14 protein-coding genes are annotated in these 18,327 nt (G+C 75.2%); 10 read left to right on the plus strand and 4 right to left on the minus strand.

Annotated features, from left to right (window positions below):
- Nucleotides 1–10 precede the first annotated feature (10 nt).
- On the minus strand, nucleotides 11–949 hold the full coding sequence (locus O7598_RS10655) for a 3-oxoacyl-[acyl-carrier-protein] synthase III C-terminal domain-containing protein (protein WP_269691157.1): 939 nt from the start codon (nucleotides 947–949) through the stop codon (nucleotides 11–13).
- Nucleotides 950–1,019: 70 nt separating this feature from the next.
- Here O7598_RS10655 and O7598_RS10660 point away from each other — a divergent pair, with 70 nt between their 5' ends.
- From O7598_RS10660 to O7598_RS10685, 6 genes are all read left to right on the plus strand, one after another.
- A complete protein-coding gene (locus O7598_RS10660; RefSeq protein WP_269691158.1) occupies nucleotides 1,020–2,195 on the plus strand; it encodes a glycosyltransferase in 1,176 nt (391 codons plus the stop codon).
- Nucleotides 2,192–3,169 carry an ATP-binding cassette domain-containing protein gene (locus O7598_RS10665; protein ID WP_269691159.1) on the plus strand — a complete coding sequence of 326 codons (978 nt, stop codon included), beginning with the start codon at nucleotides 2,192–2,194 and terminating at the stop codon, nucleotides 3,167–3,169. The genes O7598_RS10660 and O7598_RS10665 overlap by 4 nt, the downstream gene beginning before the upstream one ends.
- A gap of 1 nt (nucleotide 3,170) precedes the next feature.
- Nucleotides 3,171–3,935 carry an ABC transporter permease gene (locus O7598_RS10670; protein ID WP_269691161.1) on the plus strand — a complete coding sequence of 255 codons (765 nt, stop codon included), beginning with the start codon at nucleotides 3,171–3,173 and terminating at the stop codon, nucleotides 3,933–3,935.
- A gap of 80 nt (nucleotides 3,936–4,015) precedes the next feature.
- Nucleotides 4,016–5,659, plus strand: a complete 1,644-nt coding sequence (locus tag O7598_RS10675; RefSeq protein WP_269691162.1) for a class I adenylate-forming enzyme family protein — start codon at nucleotides 4,016–4,018, stop codon at nucleotides 5,657–5,659.
- A gap of 49 nt (nucleotides 5,660–5,708) precedes the next feature.
- Nucleotides 5,709–6,194, plus strand: coding sequence for a hypothetical protein (locus tag O7598_RS10680; RefSeq protein ID WP_269691163.1), 486 nt, complete (start codon nucleotides 5,709–5,711; stop codon nucleotides 6,192–6,194).
- Between the two features lie 289 nt (nucleotides 6,195–6,483).
- Nucleotides 6,484–8,130: a hypothetical protein gene (locus O7598_RS10685; RefSeq protein WP_269691164.1), complete on the plus strand. Its 1,647-nt coding sequence runs from the start codon at nucleotides 6,484–6,486 to the stop codon at nucleotides 8,128–8,130.
- Here the strand turns inward: O7598_RS10685 and O7598_RS10690 are convergent.
- The gene (locus O7598_RS10690; RefSeq protein ID WP_269691165.1) at nucleotides 8,091–10,088 is read right to left on the minus strand and encodes a hypothetical protein; all 1,998 of its coding nucleotides are present in this window, start codon (nucleotides 10,086–10,088) and stop codon (nucleotides 8,091–8,093) included. The genes O7598_RS10685 and O7598_RS10690 overlap by 40 nt on opposite strands.
- A gap of 190 nt (nucleotides 10,089–10,278) precedes the next feature.
- Here O7598_RS10690 and O7598_RS10695 point away from each other — a divergent pair, with 190 nt between their 5' ends.
- Nucleotides 10,279–11,763 (plus strand): S8 family serine peptidase, encoded by a 1,485-nt coding sequence (locus tag O7598_RS10695; RefSeq protein ID WP_269691166.1) that lies wholly within the window; start codon nucleotides 10,279–10,281, stop codon nucleotides 11,761–11,763.
- Between the two features lie 66 nt (nucleotides 11,764–11,829).
- Here O7598_RS10695 and O7598_RS10700 read toward each other — a convergent pair whose 3' ends face one another.
- Nucleotides 11,830–13,431, minus strand: coding sequence for a ricin-type beta-trefoil lectin domain protein (locus O7598_RS10700; protein ID WP_269691167.1), 1,602 nt, complete (start codon nucleotides 13,429–13,431; stop codon nucleotides 11,830–11,832).
- Between the two features lie 431 nt (nucleotides 13,432–13,862).
- On the opposite strand from O7598_RS10700, the gene O7598_RS10705 reads away from it, so the two are divergent.
- The 3 genes from O7598_RS10705 (at nucleotide 13,863) to O7598_RS10715 (ending at nucleotide 17,127) form a co-directional block, all read left to right on the plus strand.
- Entirely contained in the window at nucleotides 13,863–14,429 is a 567-nt protein-coding gene (locus O7598_RS10705) for a sigma-70 family RNA polymerase sigma factor (protein ID WP_269691168.1), read from the plus strand.
- Nucleotides 14,430–14,528: 99 nt separating this feature from the next.
- Nucleotides 14,529–15,692 (plus strand): zf-HC2 domain-containing protein, encoded by a 1,164-nt coding sequence (locus tag O7598_RS10710; RefSeq protein ID WP_269691169.1) that lies wholly within the window; start codon nucleotides 14,529–14,531, stop codon nucleotides 15,690–15,692.
- A 271-nt stretch (nucleotides 15,693–15,963) separates the two neighbouring features.
- Complete coding sequence (locus O7598_RS10715) at nucleotides 15,964–17,127, plus strand: ricin-type beta-trefoil lectin domain protein (RefSeq protein WP_442929847.1); 1,164 nt, start codon at nucleotides 15,964–15,966, stop codon at nucleotides 17,125–17,127.
- A 63-nt stretch (nucleotides 17,128–17,190) separates the two neighbouring features.
- On the opposite strand, the gene O7598_RS10720 is transcribed toward O7598_RS10715, so the two are convergent.
- Nucleotides 17,191–18,129, minus strand: coding sequence for a hypothetical protein (locus tag O7598_RS10720; protein ID WP_269691171.1), 939 nt, complete (start codon nucleotides 18,127–18,129; stop codon nucleotides 17,191–17,193).
- Nucleotides 18,130–18,327 lie beyond the last annotated feature (198 nt).

Raw genomic sequence — 18,327 nt, forward strand, 5'->3', positions numbered from 1 at the left:
GCCTCCCAGGTCAGTGCTCGAACACCATGGCGGCGAACGTCGCCCCGTCGCCGGCGCCCACCGCCGCGACCAGGTAGCGGTCGCCCGGGCGCAGCAGGTCGCGTTCGCGGGCGGTGCGGTAGTTGACGAACGCGTCCGCACAGAACACGTGCCCGGTGGCGGTGATGTTGTCCAGCAGCACCCTGTCGAGCGGAAGACCGATCAGCTTGCCCAGCCGCTTCCAGGTCAACAGGTTGACGTTGTGCGGCAGCACAAGCCGCAGGTCCGCGAGCGTGGTGCCGGCGTCGGCGAGGGCCCGGTCGATGACCTCGGCCAGCGCCGGGCGGTACTCGCGCTGGAACCGGGCCGGGGACGCGCCGCCGGCCACGTCGAACTCGCCGCGCTGCGCGCACGCGTAGGAGAGCAGGCGGTCCCGGCCACCGTGCGCGCTGACCAGGCAGGCCGACGCGCCCTCGCTGAACACCGAGGTCTCCGGGATGAACTGGGCGTCGCGGGTGAACGCCTTCTCCCCGGTGAGCACCAGGGCGAGCGGGTCGCCGTCCGGGCCGGGCGGCTCGGCGGCCAGCAGCTTGCCGGCCACGTCGATCGCGGCCAGCGCGCCGGCGCAGGACTGCTGGGTCAGCGTGAACGCCGACGCGTGTGCCAGCCCCACGCCCCGGCACACGTCGTGCAGCGGATTGGCCGGGTACGGCGCCACCACCGGGAACGCGCGGGCGTACAGCACGAACCGCACCCGGCGCTCCGCGCCGCGCAGCGCGGTGAGGCCATCGACCGCGCGCCGCAGCAGGTCGGACAGGGGGAGGTCGGGATCGCGGCGTACCTCGGTCAGCCCGTGGAAACGGCGGAACAGCCGGATCTGCATCTCGGTCAGGCGCAGCGGCGCGGCCAGCGCCTCGATCGGCACCCGGCGGCTCGGCAGGAACACCGAGACGGCGTCGAGCGCCGTCATCCGCACACCGTCACGGACGGATCACACCAACGACACCGGTGGATGTCAACGCGCGTGGCATCATATCGACGTGGCTCGGTTCCTCTTCGTGGTGCTGCCGGTGGTGTCGCACCTGTCCGCGCCACTCGCCATCGGCCAGGCGCTGGAGGCCGCCGGGCACGAGGTGGCCTGGTGCGGGCCCCGCAGCGACCTGCGGCCGCTGATCGGGCCGGACGCCACGCTCTACCCGACCGGCAAGCGCCACTACCGGCCGGACGCGGCGTCCGGGATGGACTCGGTACGCAGCCTCTGGGCGGGGCACGTGCTGCCGGCCAACCGGTTCATCCGCGACGTCGCCGACCTGGCGGTCGCCGACTACCGGCCCGACGTGGTCGTCGCCGACCAGTACGCGCTGGCCGGCGCGCTGGCCGCGTACCGGCACGGTGTGCCGTGGGCGACGCTCTGCGTGGGCGTGCTGGAGCTGACCCCGCCGACCGACGAGATGCCCGAATTCGACGACTACGTCCACGCGCAGCTCGCCCGGGTGTGGGCGATGACCGACCTGCCCGCCGACCCGGCGCTCGACCTGCGCTTCTCGCCGTACCTCGTGATCGGCCTGACCACGGCGGCGCTCACCGGCCCGGCGGCGCTGCCGGCACGGTGCGTGCTCACCGGGCCGGCCCTGGGCCGGCGGCCGAACGCGCCCGGGTTCGACTGGGACGCCTGGGACCCGGCCCGCCGGCACGTGCTGGTCACCGTCGGCACCATGGCCGAACACCTGGCCCGCGACTTCTACCACCGGATCATGGTCGCCACGGCGCCGCTCGCCGACCGGGTCCAGGTGCTCCTCACCGCCCCGCCGGGCCTGGTGCCCGAGCCGCCGGCACACGTGCTCGTCGCCCCCCGGGTACCGGTGCTGGAGCTGATGCCCCGGCTGGACGCGGTCGTGTCGCACGGCGGGCTGGGCACGGTCTCCGAGGCGCTGGCCCACGGCGTACCCGTGGTGGTGGCGCCGATCCGGCACGACCACCCGACGGTGGCCCGGCAGGTGACGCGGGCCGGGGCCGGCCGCACGGTCTCCTTCCGCACCGCCACCCCGGCGGAGCTGACCTCGGCGCTGGCGGCGGTCCTCGACGACCCGGCCTACGCCGCCGGCGCGCGCCGGGTGGCCGAGTCGTTCGCCGCGGCCGGCGGCGCCCGGGCCGCCGCCGACCACCTCGCCGCGCTGACCGCCCGGGCGTCGCCGTCGCACCAGGAGGTTCGATGATCGAGGCCACCGGCCTGCGCAAGTCGTTCCGGGTGGGCCGCGGTCGCGGCGCCAGCACCGTGGAGGCGGTACGCGGCGTCGACTTCGCGGTGCGGCGCGGCGAGATCGTGGGCTTCCTCGGCCCCAACGGCGCGGGCAAGTCCACCACCCTGAAGATGCTGGCCACGCTGCTGCGACCCAGCGGGGGAGCGGCCACCATCGCGGGTGTCGACCTGCTCCGCTCACCCGCCGAGGTGCGCCGGCGGATCGGGTTCGTGGCGCAGGCCAGCGGCACCTACGACGACTCCACCGCCCGCCGGGACCTGGTCCTCCAGGCCCGCATGCACGGCCGGGCGAAGAGCGTGGCGCAGGAGCTGGCCGCGGCGGCGATCCGCGCGTTCCAGCTCGACGACTTCGCCGACCGGAAGATCCGGACGTACTCCGGCGGGCAGCGCCGACGGCTCGACGTCGCGCTCGGCGTCATCCACTCGCCGCAGGTCATGTTCCTGGACGAGCCCACCGCCGGGCTCGACCCGCCCAGCCGGGCGCGGATGTGGCGGGAGGTGCGACGGCTGCGCGACGAGGGCATGACGATCTTCCTGACCACGCACTACCTGGACGAGGCGGACAGCCTCTGCGACCGGGTCTCGATCATCGACGCCGGCCGGATCGTCGCCGAGGGCACCCCGTCGGACCTCAAACGGGAGATCTCCGGCGACGTGGTCACCGTCGACCTCGCCGCGCCCGAGCTGCTCGACGCGGCCGGCGGCGACCTGCCGGCCGCGACGAAGCTGCTGGCCGAGGCGCCCTACGTGCGCGCGGCGGAGCCGGTCGACGGCGCCCTGCGGCTCTACGTCGACGGTGCCGCCACCGCCATCCCGCAGATCATGCGGGCGCTCTACGACCGGGGCATCGAACCCGGCGCGATCGAGACCCGCCGACCGAGCCTCGACGACGTGTTCCTGGCCAAGACCGGCCGCTCACTGGAGGAGTGACGTGAAGCTCGTCCGGGACACCTGGCTGATCTTCCAGCAGGAGGCCGGTCTGATGGTGCGCAACCCCGTGATGGTCGCGTTCAGCCTGGCCCAGCCGATCACCTACCTCATCCTCTTCGCCCCGTTCCTCAAGGTGGTGATGGTCGATCGGGGCGCCTCCACGTACGCCGACGCCTACCGCATCTACGTGCCCGGCCTGTTCGTGGCGATGGGCCTGTTCGGCGGACTGTTCGCCGGCTACGGGCTGCTCGGCGCGCTGCGCGCCGGCATCATCGACAGGTGCCGGGTGACCCCGGTCAGCCGCACCGCGCTGCTGCTGGGCCGGGCGCTGATGCACGTGTGCCTCAACGTGACGCAGGCGGTCGTGGTCACGCTCGTGGCGCTGCCGTTCGGCCTGCGGGTGCACCTGGCCAACCTGCTCGTCTCGTACGCGCTGCTGGGCGTGATGGTGCTGCTCAGCACGTCCATCTCGTACGACATCGCGCTGCTGGTGCGTAACGAGAACAGCCTCGGCGTGCTGGTGAACACCGTCGGCCAGCCGATCTCGCTGCTGGCCGGCGTCCTCATCCCGCTCGTGCTCGCGCCGATGTGGATCCAGCGGGTCGCACTGTGGAACCCGTTCGCCTGGGCCACCGACGGGATGCGGGCGCTCTTCGCCGGCCAGGTCTTCCAGACCGTGGTCTGGCAGGGCGCGCTCATCATGATCGGGCTGGCCGCCGCCAGCCTCCTCTGGTCGTCGCACCTGTTCAACCGGGAGGTCTCCTGACCGTCCGTACATCGACCATTGTCTCACCGTGGCGGGCGCTCTAGCCTGATCGTGTCCCGGCGACGTGAGGAGGCGACGCGTTGGGTGCCGACAACTTCCGGGCGACCCTGGCGGCGGATGCGGAACTGGGCGCGGGCAACGTGTTGCCGCGGCTGGCCGCGCACGGGGCCGACATGGACGCCCCGCGGGTGACGTTCGACGTCGACGTCGACGACATCCCCGCCTGGACCCCGCTGTCGCTGGCCACGCTGACCGAACGGGTGGCCGCCCGGGCGGCCTGGTTCGCGGCTCGCGGCGTCGGCCGGCGCGACCCGGTAGCGGTCTACGTGACCTCTGCCCCGGACGTGTTCCTCAATTTCCTCGCCCTCACCCGGCTCGGCGCGATCCCGGCCCTGATGAACGGCAACATGCCGATCGAGCTGGCCGCCGAGTTCGTCCGGCGGCTGCGCGGCGTCGGTGTGGTGGTCGACGCCGACCACGCCGCGCTGCGCGAGCACGACCTCGGCGCGCCGATCCTCGGCGACGCGGCCGAGACCGGCTCCGGCGACCCCGCACTGGCGCCGCCGCACCACCGCCACCACCCCGAGGACCCGGTGGTCATCACCCACTCCTCGGGCACCACCCGGGTGCCGGCGGCGATCGTGCACTCGCACCACGGCCTCTTCGCCGCGATCCGCGCGGTCCGGCTCACCGAGTCCCGGCCCTACGGCGAGGTGCGGGAGCTGTCCGCGCTGCCGGCCGCGCACGCCGCCGGCATCATCACGCTCAACCAGGCGCTCTGCAACGGCTACCAGCTGCTCTGCCTGTCGGCGCAGGGCGGCCCGTTCGCGCGCAGCGCCGAGACGATCCTCGACGCCATTGAACGGTGGCGCCCGACCGGGGTGTTCGGCTTCGCCGTCACCTGGTCCGAGCTGGCCCGCGTCGACCTGAGCACGCGCGACCTGCGTTCGGTGCGCAACTGGTTCAACACCGGCGACTGCGCGCACGAGGCGCACGTACGCCGGCTGGTCGCCGTCGGCAGCCATCCCACCTGGACCCGCGACGGCCTGGTCGACGTGCCCGGCTCGAAGTTCGTCGACATGCTCGGCTCCACCGAGATGGGACACGGCGCGTTCCGGATCACCCACCGCCTCGGCAGCGACCGCTACGACCGGTGCGTCGGCAAGCCGTACCCGTTCGCCCGGATCGCCCTGCTCGACGTGACCACCGGCGAGGAGGTCCCCGACGGGCAGGTCGGGCACGTCGGTCTGAAGTCGCCGACGCTGGCGATCGGCTACTGGAACGACTCGGTCACCACCTGGCGCACCCGTCTCGACGGGTGGTACCTGACCGGCGACCTGATGTACCGCGACGCGGCCGGCGACTACCACCACGTCGACCGGGCCAGCGACGCGGTCGACCTGGGCGACGGCGCCTGGCTCTACACCGCGCTGTCCGAGGAGCGCATCCTCAAGCACTGCCCGGACGTGCGGGACTGCACGGTCGTCGCTGCCACCGCCGACGACGGCGCGCCCGTCACCGAGGTGCTGCTCCTGCTCGCCGACGACGCCGACGCCTCGCTGGACCGCACCGACCGGGTCCGGGCGGCGTTGGGTCCGGCGGTGGCCGCCACGCTGCGCCGGGTGGTGACCGTTCCGGACGACGGCGTGGTGACCGGCCCCACCGGCAAGGTCCGCAAGTTCCTGATGCGCCAGCGGCTGTTGGCCGGCACCGGAGCGCCCTGACCGGTCCGCCGATCCGGCGACGTGCGCGACCGTGCCAGAATCGGCAGCCGTGTCCTACCTCCCCGCGCAGCCGTACCCGCCCATGCCCGGCGGTGTCACGCCGTTCGTCGCCTACCCCCATCCGATCGCGCCGCCGCCCGGCTGCGCGGTGCTCGTCGTATCGGTGAACCGCGGGCCCTACCTGGTGCCCGTGCCGACCACCAGCCGCTTCAAGATCGACCGGCAGACGGTGCCGATCCCCGGCGAGGGCACCTGGCACATCGCGGTACCCGCCGGCCCGCACGACGTCCGCTACACCGACTTCCTGGGCGTGCCGATCGTCACCACGTCGGTGCTGGCCCACCCGGGTGCCGCACACCACCTGTCGTTCCGCTTCGGCGGCTGGCGCAACCGGGTGTACGACGGTCACGGCACCGACGTGACCCGGTTCGGCATGTGGTCCAACTACAGCATCATGCTCGTCGCGCTGGCCGTCATCGTGCCGCTCTGCTGCGGCGGGCTCGCGCTGGTCGGCGCGTTCTCCGCCGCCCCGTGACGCGAACCGCCGCTTCTCGCCGCACCGGTCACCGTGCGTGACCCCTGCACAGAAACGACCACATCGGAGCGACATACCTGTGAGTCATGATTATGACTGACAGGTATGTCGCTCTCCACCAGTCCACGTCGTCGGCCACGACACGCCCGAGACAGCGGACTCCGGCCGGGGGTGGGTCGGGCCGGAGGTCCGATCAGGCGGACCGCGATCACGGTTGAACCGTCGGCGGCCGTGGCCGTAGTGACCCGGACGGCAGGACGACGGTGGGCGGGGACAGGGAGGGCGACGGGTGCGGATGCGGTGGGCCGTTCAGGCGGTGCTGGTGCTGGTCGGGATCTGGCTGGTGCCCGGCGTTCCGGCGCAGGCGGCGCCGGCGGAGACCGGCAGGTACTACGTGGTCGGTCCGCCGGTCGACGGGCAGCGCGAATACCTTTACGCCATCGCGCTGCGCACGCTCGGCAACGGCAACCGCTACCGGGAGATCGTCGAACTGAACACCGGCCGGGCCCAACCGGACGGTGAGACGTTCACCGACGGGCTGGCGCTGAACCCGGGCTGGGTGCTGGTGCTGCCCCGCGATGCCAGGGGCCAGGGGGTACGCGTCGGCCCGCTGCCCCGGATCCGGGTCCGCTCCGCCCCGCCCGCGAGCCGGACCCCGCCCTCCCCCCGGTCCGTCCCGCCGTCCACCCCGCCGGCCCGCTCGGTCGCGCCGTCCCGGACCTCGGCCGCGCCGACCCGGGTGCCGCCGTCGGGTGCGGCCCGGCCGCCGGCCACCAGGGAGGTCGCCGCGCCTCCGCGGCGGGAGCCGACCACGCCGGGCGGCCTCGACCCGCTGGTGATCCGGGTCGGTGCGGGCGTCCTGTCGGTGTTGCTCGCGGTGGTGGCGATCGTGCTGCTGCGCCCGGGCCGCTCCGGCCGCGGCGCGGCCGTGGCGGGCGACGACGGGCCGTGGCCGCCGGAACGACACCACACACCCGCTCCCGGCGACGCCGCCCGGCCCGAGCCCACCGCTGCGCCGGGCGGCGTCGCGACGGCCCAGGCGGCGAGTGCGCCCGCACGGACCGGACCGGACCGGACCGCCGTGCCGGCGGCACCTCCGCCAGGACCGGCGACGGGCGCGGTGCCGACGTCCATGGTGGACCCGACCGCCGCCCCGGCCGCTCCGACCACCGCGCCCGGCCGAGCCGCCTCGATCGGCGACAAGCCCGGCTCCGACAGGCCCGGGTCCGGTGAGCCCCGGTCCGCAGCCCCGGTCCCGGCTCTGGCCACCACGGCGGGGGAGGCGGAAGCCTCGCCCGAACCGCCGGTGCCCGTGGCACGGCCGGATCGAGTGCCGGTGGACCCGGCAACCCCGGTCGACCTGCCCCGGCCGCCGCTGCCGGCAGCGGGCGAGCTGCCGTACCTCACCGCCGACCTGGACACCGACGTCGGCCCGGCCCGGGTCCGGCTGGTCGGGGTGGCGGCCGGGCGGGGCGCGCCGCCGTACGCCTGGTTGGGCCCGGGGGAGACGACCCCGCCGGCGGTGCTCCCGCTGGTGCTGGGACACCGCGGGCCGTGGCGCCTGCACGTGGATCTCGCCCGGGTGCCCGACGTGCTCACGCTCGTCGGCCCGGTGGCGGTCTGCCGCCGGGCCGCCGCGGCCCTCGCCGGCGGGCTCACCGCCGCAGGTGTCGGCGTCGCGGTGGTGGGCGACGCGCTGGGCGTGGCGCCGCCGGACGGTGCCCGCCGGCTGCCCGGCCTGCCCGAGCCGCCCGGTCCGGGCGACGACCTGCCGGCGCCCTGCGTGGTGTTCACCACCGGACCGCCCCCGGCCGGCGCGCGGGGGCTCGCCGCCGCCAGCGGCGGGCGGTGCGTGCCGGTGGTGCTCGGCCCGGTGCCGGCCGGCCGTTGGTCGCTTCAGCTCGACGCGGACGCGCCGGAGGCCGGCGGGGACTGAGCGGCGCGCAGCGCCACGGGCAGCGGCCCCGCCACCCCGGACACCGGCTCCCACACGCCGTCGCGCACCCGGTGGACCCGCTCCACCTGGATCCGGTCGTAGGAGCGGCTGGTGAGGATCAGCTCGACGCCCGCCTCGCGCAGCCGCTGCGCGCGACCACGGACCAGCGGCAGTTCGCCGACCGCGTCGGCGGTGGCCTCGACGTCGACCGTGCGGCCCCGGGGCACCCGCAGCTCCACCAGCAGCCGGCCGGCGCGGGCCGCCGGCCGCCGCCGGGCCAGCGGCAGCCAGCCCGGGGCCAGGCCGCGGGACCGTTCCGGCAGCAGCGCGTACGCCCGCCGGGTGCCGTGCGCGGGCCACCGGCTCACGTCGTGCGGCAGCCCGCCGGTGGACATCCCCGCCGGCGCGGAGCGGATCCGCAGCGCCGAGCCGTCGAGCCCGTCGACCGGGCGCAGCCGGCCGTCGTCGGTGGCCCGGAACCCGTCCCGCACCCGGGCCCGGTCCAGCCGCCCGGCCGGCAGCAGGTAGGTGTCCGGGGCGCCGAGCAGGTATTGCAGCCGGGCCGGGACGTGGGAGCGCAGCGCCTGCACCGGGATCGCCCCGCCGGGGGCGATCCGGACCCGCAGGAGATCGGCCCGGTGCGGCGCGGACCGCGGGTCGAGGTGGGCGACCAGGAACAGCTCAGGCGTGGGTACGCCCTCGGCGGCGGCCCGCTCCAGCTCGCCGTCGACCGGCACGAACGCCTCGAACTCGGTGACCGTGACCTGCTGGCCGGGGCGGAGCCAGGGCGGCCCGTAGCGGGCGGCGCGGCGGTGCTCGACGGCGAGCGTGGGGCGAGGTGCGGGCGCCGGGGCGGCGACCTCCGACCCGTCCGAGGCGGTGTCGTTCGGCGCGGAGTCGCCCGTACCGGTGTCGTCCGGCGCGTCGGTGGCCACCACGAGGCGCTGCCGCGACGAGCGGGGCACCAGCAGGCCGTCGGGCGTCGCGTCGACGGCCGGCGGGCCGTCGGCGTACCTCGGTCGGTGCGCCTGCCACGGTGCCACGCCGCCGGCCGCGTCGAGCGCGCGCAGGTGGCGGTGGTCGTCGACCAGTTCCGCCCGACCGCCCGGCGGCGGGGTCCAGATCGTGGCGCCGGTCGTCTCCGCCAGCTCGACGGCCTGCGCCCGCAGCTTCGCCTGCTCGTCCGGCTCGGAGGGCCAGGTCAGCCACAGCCGCAGGTCGGCGCCGTAGAGCGGCAGCTCACCGAGGAGCGCGGCCAGGTGCCCGGCGTCGCGTACCTGCTGGGTGCCGTTGTAGTCGCCGATCAGGAAACCGCCGGAGCGAGCCGTGACCGACACCGTGAGCAGTTCCGGTGCGGTGGCGCCGAGCCGGTGCGCGGTGGCCCGCCGGGCCACGAAGTCCGCCCGGGTGGCCAACGCCACACCGGTCGCCAACGGCAGGTTGACCACGCCGGTACGGGGGCGGACCAGCCCGTCCTCCACCGCGAACCAGCCGGGCAGCGGCGTGGCCAGGCCCGGTGGCTGCAACACCAGCCAGTCCATCGGCTGGCGGGTGACCCGGTCCAGCGGCAATGCGTGCAGCGGCCCGTCGTCGGCGTCGGCGTCGGAGGCGCGGCCGGGCAGCACCTGCCGGATGTCCGCGCCGTCCGGGCTGACCAGCACGTCGTGCCCCAGCAACCCGGCGACCTCGGTGAACAGCTCGGCGTGGCGGGCGCCGTCGTCGGTGAGGATCCGCACGTCGTCCGCGGCGTCACCGGTGCGCCGCACCAGCTCGGCCACGGCCGGCGCGTCCAGGGGGCGCTCCGGCGCGCTGGGCAGCGCCGGCCGGCCCCGGGGCCCACACACCAGCCAGAGATCCAGCAGGCCGGGCACCCGGCGGTGCCGGCGCGGGTCGAAGCGCCGGGTGCTGGGCACCCGGTCGATGCCCCGGCCGTCAACGGTCCGTGCCAGATCTGTCACCGCCGTCCCCGCCTTCCACCGACGCCCCGCCGGCCGGAGCTGTCCGACATCGAGGGCCGGTACCCTCGGCGGTCTCCATGACGAGCGCCATGGAAATCTGGTTCAGATTGATTTGAACGAAGTCGGCGCTGATCCGCAATAGACGGTGACGGCCGGACGGTCTGGGCCGCGGTGACGGAAGGGGACCCCGGTGCTGGCGAAGCACTCCATCCTTGCTCGACTGCTCGTGGTGGTGATGGTCGGCTGCGCGTTCCTGGCGGCGCCACGGCCGGCCGCCGGGTCCGCGCCGGACACCGAGCCGTACGTGAAGTACTACGTGGTCACGGCGCGCTACCAGGGCCAGTCGGAGAACCTCACCGAGATCGCCCGGCGGTTCCTCGGCAGCGGCGAGCGGTCCGCCGAGATCTACCAGCTCAACACCGGTCGGGTCCAGCCCGACGGGCGGCGCCTGACCGACCCGGCCGCGCTGCGGGCCGGGTGGTACCTGGTGCTGCCCTGGGACGCCGCCGGCCAGGGCGTCGAGTACGGACAGTTGCCGGCCGCCCGTCGGCCGTCGGCCCGCCCCACGCCGTCCGGCTCGCCGGGCCCACGGCCGGACAGCAGCCCGACGCCCGACGTCACCGCCACCCCGTCCGGTTCGCCCACCCGCTCCGCGCCGGGGGTGAAGTGCACCGCCAGGAGCGCGTCGAGCGGCCGGTCGGAGTGGGCGCAGCTGCGCATGGCGGCGGACAGCGCGTGGACGCTGACCCGGGGCAACGGGGTCAAGGTCGCCGTCGTGGACACCGGTGTCGACGCCGGACTCCAACAGCTCAGCGGCCGGGTCGCGGTGGGCGCGGACGTCACCGTCGGCAACGGGCGCGGTGACGAGGACTGCCTCGGTTCCGGTACGGCGATGGCGGGCATCATCGCCGCCGACGACAGTGTCGACGGTCGTCCGGTGGGCCTGGCCCCGGACGCGACGATCGTGCCGGTGCGGATGGTCCGCTCCTCGGGGGACGCCCGCCCGGCCGACGCGGCCACGGCCATCGAGGTGGCGGTCAGCACCGGCGCCCAGGTGGTGGCGCTCGGCTCCCGCGTCGACCTGGCCGACCCGGCGGTGGCGGCCGCGCTGTCCACCGCGCTGGAGCACGACGTGGTGGTGGTGGCGGGCGCACCGGTCAAGCCCACGACGCTGCCGTCGCCGCGGGGTGGCTCCGGCGGCGGGGCGCTGGTGCTCACCGGCGGTGTCGGTGCCGGCGGGCAGCTCGCCGAGAAGTACCTCGACGGTTCCGTCGAGGTGGTCGCACCCGGCATCGAGGTGGCGACGCTCGGCGTGGGCGGGGGCAAGGTGGTCGGCAACACCGGCACCGAACTCGCGGTGGCGTTCGTGGCCGGTGCGGCCGCGTTGGTCCGGGCCGTCGAGCCCGGCCTCACCGCCACGCAGGTCGAGGAGCGTATCCGCGGCACCGCCGACCCGGTGGGCGGGCAGGTGGCCGAGGGCGACGCGCGGTACGGCACCGGCATGATCAACCCGGCGGCCGCGGTCGCGCCGTCGGTGGAGGGCCCGGCCCCGGCCGCGGCGCAGGCAGGCCGGGGCGGAGGCGCGCTCGTCGCCGTGCTCCTGGGGTTCGCGGTGCTGTTCGGTGCCGGCGGCTTCCTCGTCTACCGGCTGCGTCGCCGCCGCTTCACCGGCTGACCGGGTGTAAGGAGGGGCCCCTTCTTAACAGACGTCTGTTAAGAAGGGGCCCCTCCTTACCCACAGCTAGCGCAGCGACCAGGTCTGCTTCGGGTTGAACACGCACGTCCACGCGTTCAACGGAGCGTCCGCGCCGTGCCCGTCGACGTCCAGGCAGCGGTCCGTCTCCCGGTTGAACAGCGACCGCCGACCGTCGCGTTCGATCCACTGCCACTTCTGCGCCGGGTTGCCGCTGCAGATGGCGGTCTGCACCGGGGCACCGTCGCGCTTCTCACCCCAGGCCACGTCCAGGCAGAGCCCGTTGACCCGGACACTGCCGTCGGACGGGAACGTCCACCAGTGCAGCTTGTGCTCCTTGCACGGCCGCAGGACGACGCGTACGCCGTCGCCGGTGCCGCCGGTCGCGCAGAGCCCGGTCTCCTTGCCGACGAGCTGCTTGGCACCGGACGGGCGCTTCGGCGGGGCCGGCTTCGCCGGCTCGGCCGGCGGCCGGGTCGACGGCGACACGCTGGGCCGCGGCACGGGGGAACCGGCCGTCGGCGACGGTGACGGCGAGGGCGACGGCGACGGCGACGGCGACGCGGGGGACGGGCTCGGCCCGGCCGAGCGGACCCGCAGCCGGTCGTCGAGCGCGTAGAAGTCGGTGAACTCCCGCACCCGCCGCACGAACGCCTGCGTCGCGTCGTCCAGCTCCCCGCCGGTCTGCCGGAGGGTGGTGGGGCCGTTGCGGTAGGCGGCCAGCGCCAGCAGGCCCGGGTCGCCGTCGAGGCCGGCCAGGTCCCGCCGCAGCGCGCACAGTGCGGTGCCGACCGCCGGCACGGCGACCTGCGGATCCCACGGTGAGGCGCCCGCCGGCCCGTGCGCCCGCCACACCTCGGGCAGGAACTGGGCGATCCCGCGCCGGCCGTCGTCGCCGAGCAGGTTCGCGTCGAAGCCGGACACGGCCATGAGCTGCGCGGCGACCGCCGCGGGCGGCACCTCCGGGCACACCGACCCGGCCCGCACCACCAGGCGTACGTAGCCCGCCGGCACCGCCTTGGGCTGCCGGCGCTCCGGCTCGGGGCCGGTCGCTCCGGAACCGCCGAACGCGGTCAGCTCGCCGTAGTACGCCGCGTAGCGGCTCACGTCGTCGACGTACTCGACCGCCCCGGACGGCACACCCTTGGCGTCGCGTACCTGGTCGAGTCCGGTGTGGAACGCGGCCAGGGACAGCCGCCACTGGTCACCGGGGATGCCGGCGAGGCGTAGCTGCCCGCTGAGGTCGCACATCTGGTGGGCCAGCGCGAGGATGTTCGCGGCGGCGTCGGTGCGGTCCGCGCCGGGCCACGGCGCCCAGGACTTCCACCGGTCGTCGTCGAGCCCGGCGAAGCCGCGACCGCCCGATGTGGTCTTCTTCACTCGTCCGTCCAGGCCGGACTCGGTCATCAACTGGCCGGCCAGGCGGGCCGGGGTCAGCGTGGGGCAGGACCGGGCCGCCGCCCGGATCGCGGTCAGATGCTCGGCGGAGACGGTACGGCCGGTCAGCTTGTCGTCCCGGGCCGTGGCGATGCCCCAGCTCACGGAGGCGACCACCATGCACAGCACCGCGAGGCCGGCCGCGATGGCGGCGACGACACGACGCGGGATCCGGGCGAGCCGGGATCGGATGCCAGGAAGATCGGGTGTCACGGGGCTTCCCTTCCGGTGATGACGTCGCCAGGCGTGACGTATGCGCGACGTCCTCGGTTCACCCGACCGGAATCGGATCCGATTCCGGTCCGGCCGCCATTGAACCGACCGGCACACCGGGCCGTCAATGTGGCCGCCGCCGGACGAACCGCGCCGGGGCCGCCGGACCGTCGATCGGAGCGCTCGATGTCGACTCGCCACCACCCGCCGGTCGCGGGACCGACAAGCACCGCCGTCCGCCGGCCGCACCCGCGCCGGGCTGCGACGCGACGTACCGGCCGGGTCGGATGAGCGCCGGCACCCTGGTCGCGGTGCGCCGGCCGGCGGCACCGTCCGATCAGTACGGTTATCCTTCTCCCTCAGAGGGGCTCGGCGCCGCGGCGTCGGGTCGACCGTGCGGGCGCGCCCCACACGTCAGGGGGAGGCGTTCTGTGTCGGCGGTGCCCAACGAGGCGGTGGATCCCGGAGCGCCGGGCGAAGCCGTCGGTCAGGGTTCCCCGGAGAGCCTGATGCGCTGGATCCACGACACCTACCGGGAACCACTGTTGCGGTTCGTCACCCGGCTCGTGCTCGGCCGGCAGGAGTTGGCCGAGGACCTGGTGCAGGAGACCTTCCTGCGGGCCTGGCGCAACCTGGCGACGCTGGCCGAGGAGCCGCGCCGGATCGCGCCCTGGCTCTACACCGTCGCCCGGCACGTGGCCGTCGACGCCGGCCGGGCCCGGCAGGCCCGGCCGCCGGAGGTGGCGGTGCCCGACCTCAACCGGCTCACCACGGCCGAGGACGAGATGGAGCGGGTGGTCAGCGCCCACACCGTCCGCCTCGCCCTGCGGCAGATCAAGCCGGAGCACCGGGAGGTCCTGATCGAGATGTACTACAAGGGCGCCTCGGTCGCCGAGGCCGCGGAGCGGCTGGGGATACCCGAGGGTACGGTAAAGTCCCGGACGTACTACGCGGTGCGGGCGCTGCACGCGGCGATCGGCCCGATCGAGTCGGCCTGATGACGCGTCCCAGCGGCTCCCCGTCCGATCCCCGGCACCGTCGCGGTGGCCCGGGTCGTCACGCCGGTGCACCGGTGGTCGGGTCGGGAGGGGGGCGTGATGCGTACCGGCGGTGAGAATCCCACGTCCGAGCACGAGGCGCTGGCGCTCTACCTGCTCGGCGCGCTCGACGACGCCGACCGCGTCGCCTTCGAGGCGCACCTCGCCGGCTGCGACGAGTGCCTCGCCGCCGCCGCCGACCTGGGCGGCGCGGCCAGCGGGCTCGACACCCTCGACGCGGGAGACTGGGCGGAGTTCGACCTCCCGCCGGCCGCCGTCCTACCGCCGAGGTCCGCGCCGGCCGCCGTCCCGCCGCCGAGGTCCGCGCCGCCCGCCGCCTCCGGGTCGGTCACGCCAACGGCCGCCTCCGGGTCGGTCACGCCAACGGCCGCCTCCGGGTCGGTCACGCCAACGGCCGCCTCCGGGTCGGTCACGCCAACGGCCGCCTCCGGGTCGGTCACGCCAACGGCCGCCTCCGGGTCGGTCACGCCAACGGCCGCCTCCGGGTCGGTCACGCCAACGGCCGCCTCCGGGTCGGTCACGCCAACGGCCGCCTCCGGGTCGGTCACGCCAACGGCCGCCTCCGGGTCGGTCACGCCAACGGCCGCCGAGCCGGTGGCACCGGCCGTCGGCGCGTCGTCCGCCTCCGTACCCGGGTCGTTGCCGGACCCCGGCGACGCGTCCGCGCCGGACGGGGCACCGGTGACCGCGGGCCGACGGCTGGTGCGCCCCGGCCGGGGACCCGGCGGCACGACCGCTCCGGCGTCGGCGCCCGGCGGGGTACGGCCCGGCGGTGGCCGGTCCCGGGCCCCGTCCCCACGTCGCCGGCTGCTGCTCTGGGCCGGCGCGGTGGCGCTGGCGGTGGCGGTGCTCACCGGCGGGATCGTGGCCACGGCCGGCGGCGGTGGTGGCCGCGACGACCTGGTGCTGACCGCGACCGGGGAGGCGCCCGGCCAGGGCGTCGGTCTCTCCGTGTCGATCACCACCCACGAGGGGCAGGGCTCCACGATCCGGATCACCGCGACCGGGCTGCGCCCCGGCCTGCGCTACCGGCTCTTCGCGGTGACCCGCGACGGCGTCACCCACCCGGTGCGGGACTGGACCGCCTCGACCGGCCCGCAGGAGGTGACCGGGGAGCTGAGCCCGCCGGTCGACCAGCTCTCCTTCGTCGGCGTGGGCCTGCCCGACGGCACCTCCGTCGTCACCGCCCCGATCTCCCGCTGAGGCGCGGGTCCCGTCACGCGCGACGGCGTCGACCGGACTTCTCGATCCGTCCCACTTTCCGGTGAACCGAAGGACTTCCCGTGCCGTCGTGTGGCCGTGCGCCAGCCGCACACGTCGGGGGACGCGGCGCGTCCCCGCCAGGCCGAGGGAGGGCTAGATGGCTGTGAGGACCGGATCGTCACGGACGCGCGGAGAATGGACGGAGGTGTTAACAGGGGGCCCCGCCACCTCCGGAAGCGTTAAGAGGGGGCCCCTCCTTGCACTCCTCGCGGTGGTGCTGCTCGCCCTCGGGCTGGGCGTGGGCGTGCCGGGTGGTACGGCGACCGCAGCCGCCGGCGCGCGGTTGACGTTCGTCAACGGCACCGCGGAGACGCTGTGGATCGGCGCCGGGGAGAGCGGGGACGGCTCGCGGCCGATCACCGGCCTGCCCGTGCTGCGCGCCGGCGAGCGGGCCACGATCGCCATCCCGGACGCGGGCGAGCCGGGTCACTGGCGCGGCCGGTTCTTCGCCCGCCAGCGCTGCGACGGCGACCCGAACGGCGGCTTCCGCTGCCTCGTCGGTGACTGCGGCGCATACGCCGACCGGTGCGAGCGGGGCGCGGAACCGGTGAGCCTGGCCGAGTTCAACTTCGACAGTCGGGACCCGGCCGCGCCCTGGTACAACGTCAGCTACGTGGACGCGGTGTCCACCACGATCACCATCGACGCGCCCGGCGCGCCCCGACCGGAGAAGGCGGGCAGCTGCGCACGGTGGGACTGCTCAGCCGGACAGATGCTGGCCGCCTGCCCGGAGGCGCACGCCGTACGCGACCGGGCCAGGGGCGACCGGGTGAACTGCGTCAACCCGAGCCGGGACGCGGAGAGCGCCTACACCGCCGCGCTGCTCCCGTTCGGTCCGCGCGCCTACCTGTGGTCCACCCACGACCGCGTGGCGGGCAACGAGACCGTCTACAACTGCCCCGGCTGCGGGGAGGTCGTGGTGACGTTCCGTGGCGGTGGCGGCGGGACGCCGGCCGCCCCGCCGGCCGAGCGCAAGGCGGTCCGTTCGACCGGCGGGTTCGCGCTGCGCGGGTACGCGGACAAGTGCGTCGACGTGCCGAACGGCGAGTCGGCCGACGGGGTGCGGTTGCAGCTCTGGCAGTGCAACGGCAGCGCGGCGCAGCGGTTCACCCGCGGCCCCGGCGACACGTTGAAGGTGCTGGACAAGTGCATGGACGTCGCGTGGGCGTCCCGGGACAACGCGGCCAAGGTGCAGCTCGCCTGGTGCACCGGCGGCCCGGCGCAGGTGTGGGTGACGGAGGGCGGGCTGGTGCGCAACCCGAACTCCGGCAAGTGCCTGGACGTGCGGGACTGGAACTCCGACGACGGCGCGCCGTTGCAGATCTGGGAGTGCGCGGCGAGCCAGAGCAACCAGAACTGGCGCCAGGCCCGCTGACCCGGCCCGACGACGGCGGGCCCGGGTGAGGATCACCCGGGCCCGCCTTGTCGTACGGGTCGGTCAGCGACCGCGGGCCGGCGCCTGTTGCGGCGCCGGCCCGGTCGTCTGGGTGGGGCTGGACCTCGGGCTGGTCCGCCCGCGCTCCAGGTCGACGTTCTGCGACTGCTGCTGGATCGCGGTCCGCCGCTGGTCGACCGCCGCGTTGGTGACGGCGGACCCGGCCGCGACGAACGCGCCGGCGGCGCTGAGCTGCGGGACGTTCGCGGCGGTGCCGGCGATGCTCAGGCCCATGCCGCTGAGGTTTCCGGCGTGGACGGCGGCCTTGGTCCAGTCGCCGTTCTGCGCGGCCTCGATGAACTCCACGCCGGATTTCAGGGCGGTGACGGCGGACGCGCCGATCTGCGTGCCGCGCGCGGCCCACCCCTCGAGGAGGCCGGCCGTGGCGTTCAACGCGTTGGCGGTGAACTCCGACCCGGGCGGCAGATAGGTGTTCATGTAGTTCTTGAAGTCGGTCAGGCCCTTGAAACCGGCGTTCTGGGCGCCCTGGCGTGCCTCACTCTCGGTCGGCCGGTTGGGGTTGCGCGGGTTCACCTGGCTGCCCCGCCGGGGTACGACCGGCTCCGGCGTGCTCACCGCCCCCACGTCCAGGGCCGTCTGCACGAGCCGGTCCGGATCGGTGGCCACGAAGGTGGACCGGCGGCGGAGCCGCTCCACCTGGTGGCTGGCGGCGGCGGAGTTGCGGGCCGCGGCCGAGTTCTGCCGGCTGGAGCGCGCCGGGGGAGCGGCCGTGGGCAGCGGCTGCCCGCCGTTGAACGAGTCGGTGAACTGCGGCGTCGCCGAGCTGGACGACGACGAGTACGCGTACTGGCTGTACTGGTTGACCGGAACGCTGTAGTGCCGCTCGCTGGGCTGCGTCGGTGCGGGCGCGGCGGCGAAGGTCTGGGCGCGTCGCGACGGCTGCCGGGGGTCTGGCTCGTAGCTGTACCTGGGGTCGGACATGGTCACTCCTTCGAGCGCTGGTGCTGGCTGGTTCGGCCGGCGGTCCACCGCCGGCTCGGGCGTGCCGCCTCCTTCCACGGACCGCGGTGCACCGACTACGGGTCGGTGCGGGGGGTGGTTCAGCGCCGGACGCGAGAAAAAACCTGGGATACCGGTCGAACCGAGCGGGCGGTCGCGTCGTAGTGCGGCCGTCGATCG

This window comes from Micromonospora sp. WMMC241, assembly GCF_027460165.1.
In the GTDB taxonomy this organism is placed as follows: Bacteria; Actinomycetota; Actinomycetes; order Mycobacteriales; family Micromonosporaceae; genus Micromonospora; species Micromonospora humi.

Excerpts from the sequence above, each read along its gene's own strand:
- O7598_RS10655 (WP_269691157.1), bottom strand. The coding sequence starts at position 949 with ATGACGGCGCTCGACGCCGTCTCGGTGTTCCTGCCGAGCCGCCGGGTG.
- O7598_RS10665 (WP_269691159.1), top strand. The coding sequence starts at position 2,192 with ATGATCGAGGCCACCGGCCTGCGCAAGTCGTTCCGGGTGGGCCGCGGT.
- O7598_RS10710 (WP_269691169.1), top strand. The coding sequence starts at position 14,529 with ATGCGTACCGGCGGTGAGAATCCCACGTCCGAGCACGAGGCGCTGGCG.
- O7598_RS10720 (WP_269691171.1), bottom strand. The coding sequence starts at position 18,129 with ATGTCCGACCCCAGGTACAGCTACGAGCCAGACCCCCGGCAGCCGTCG.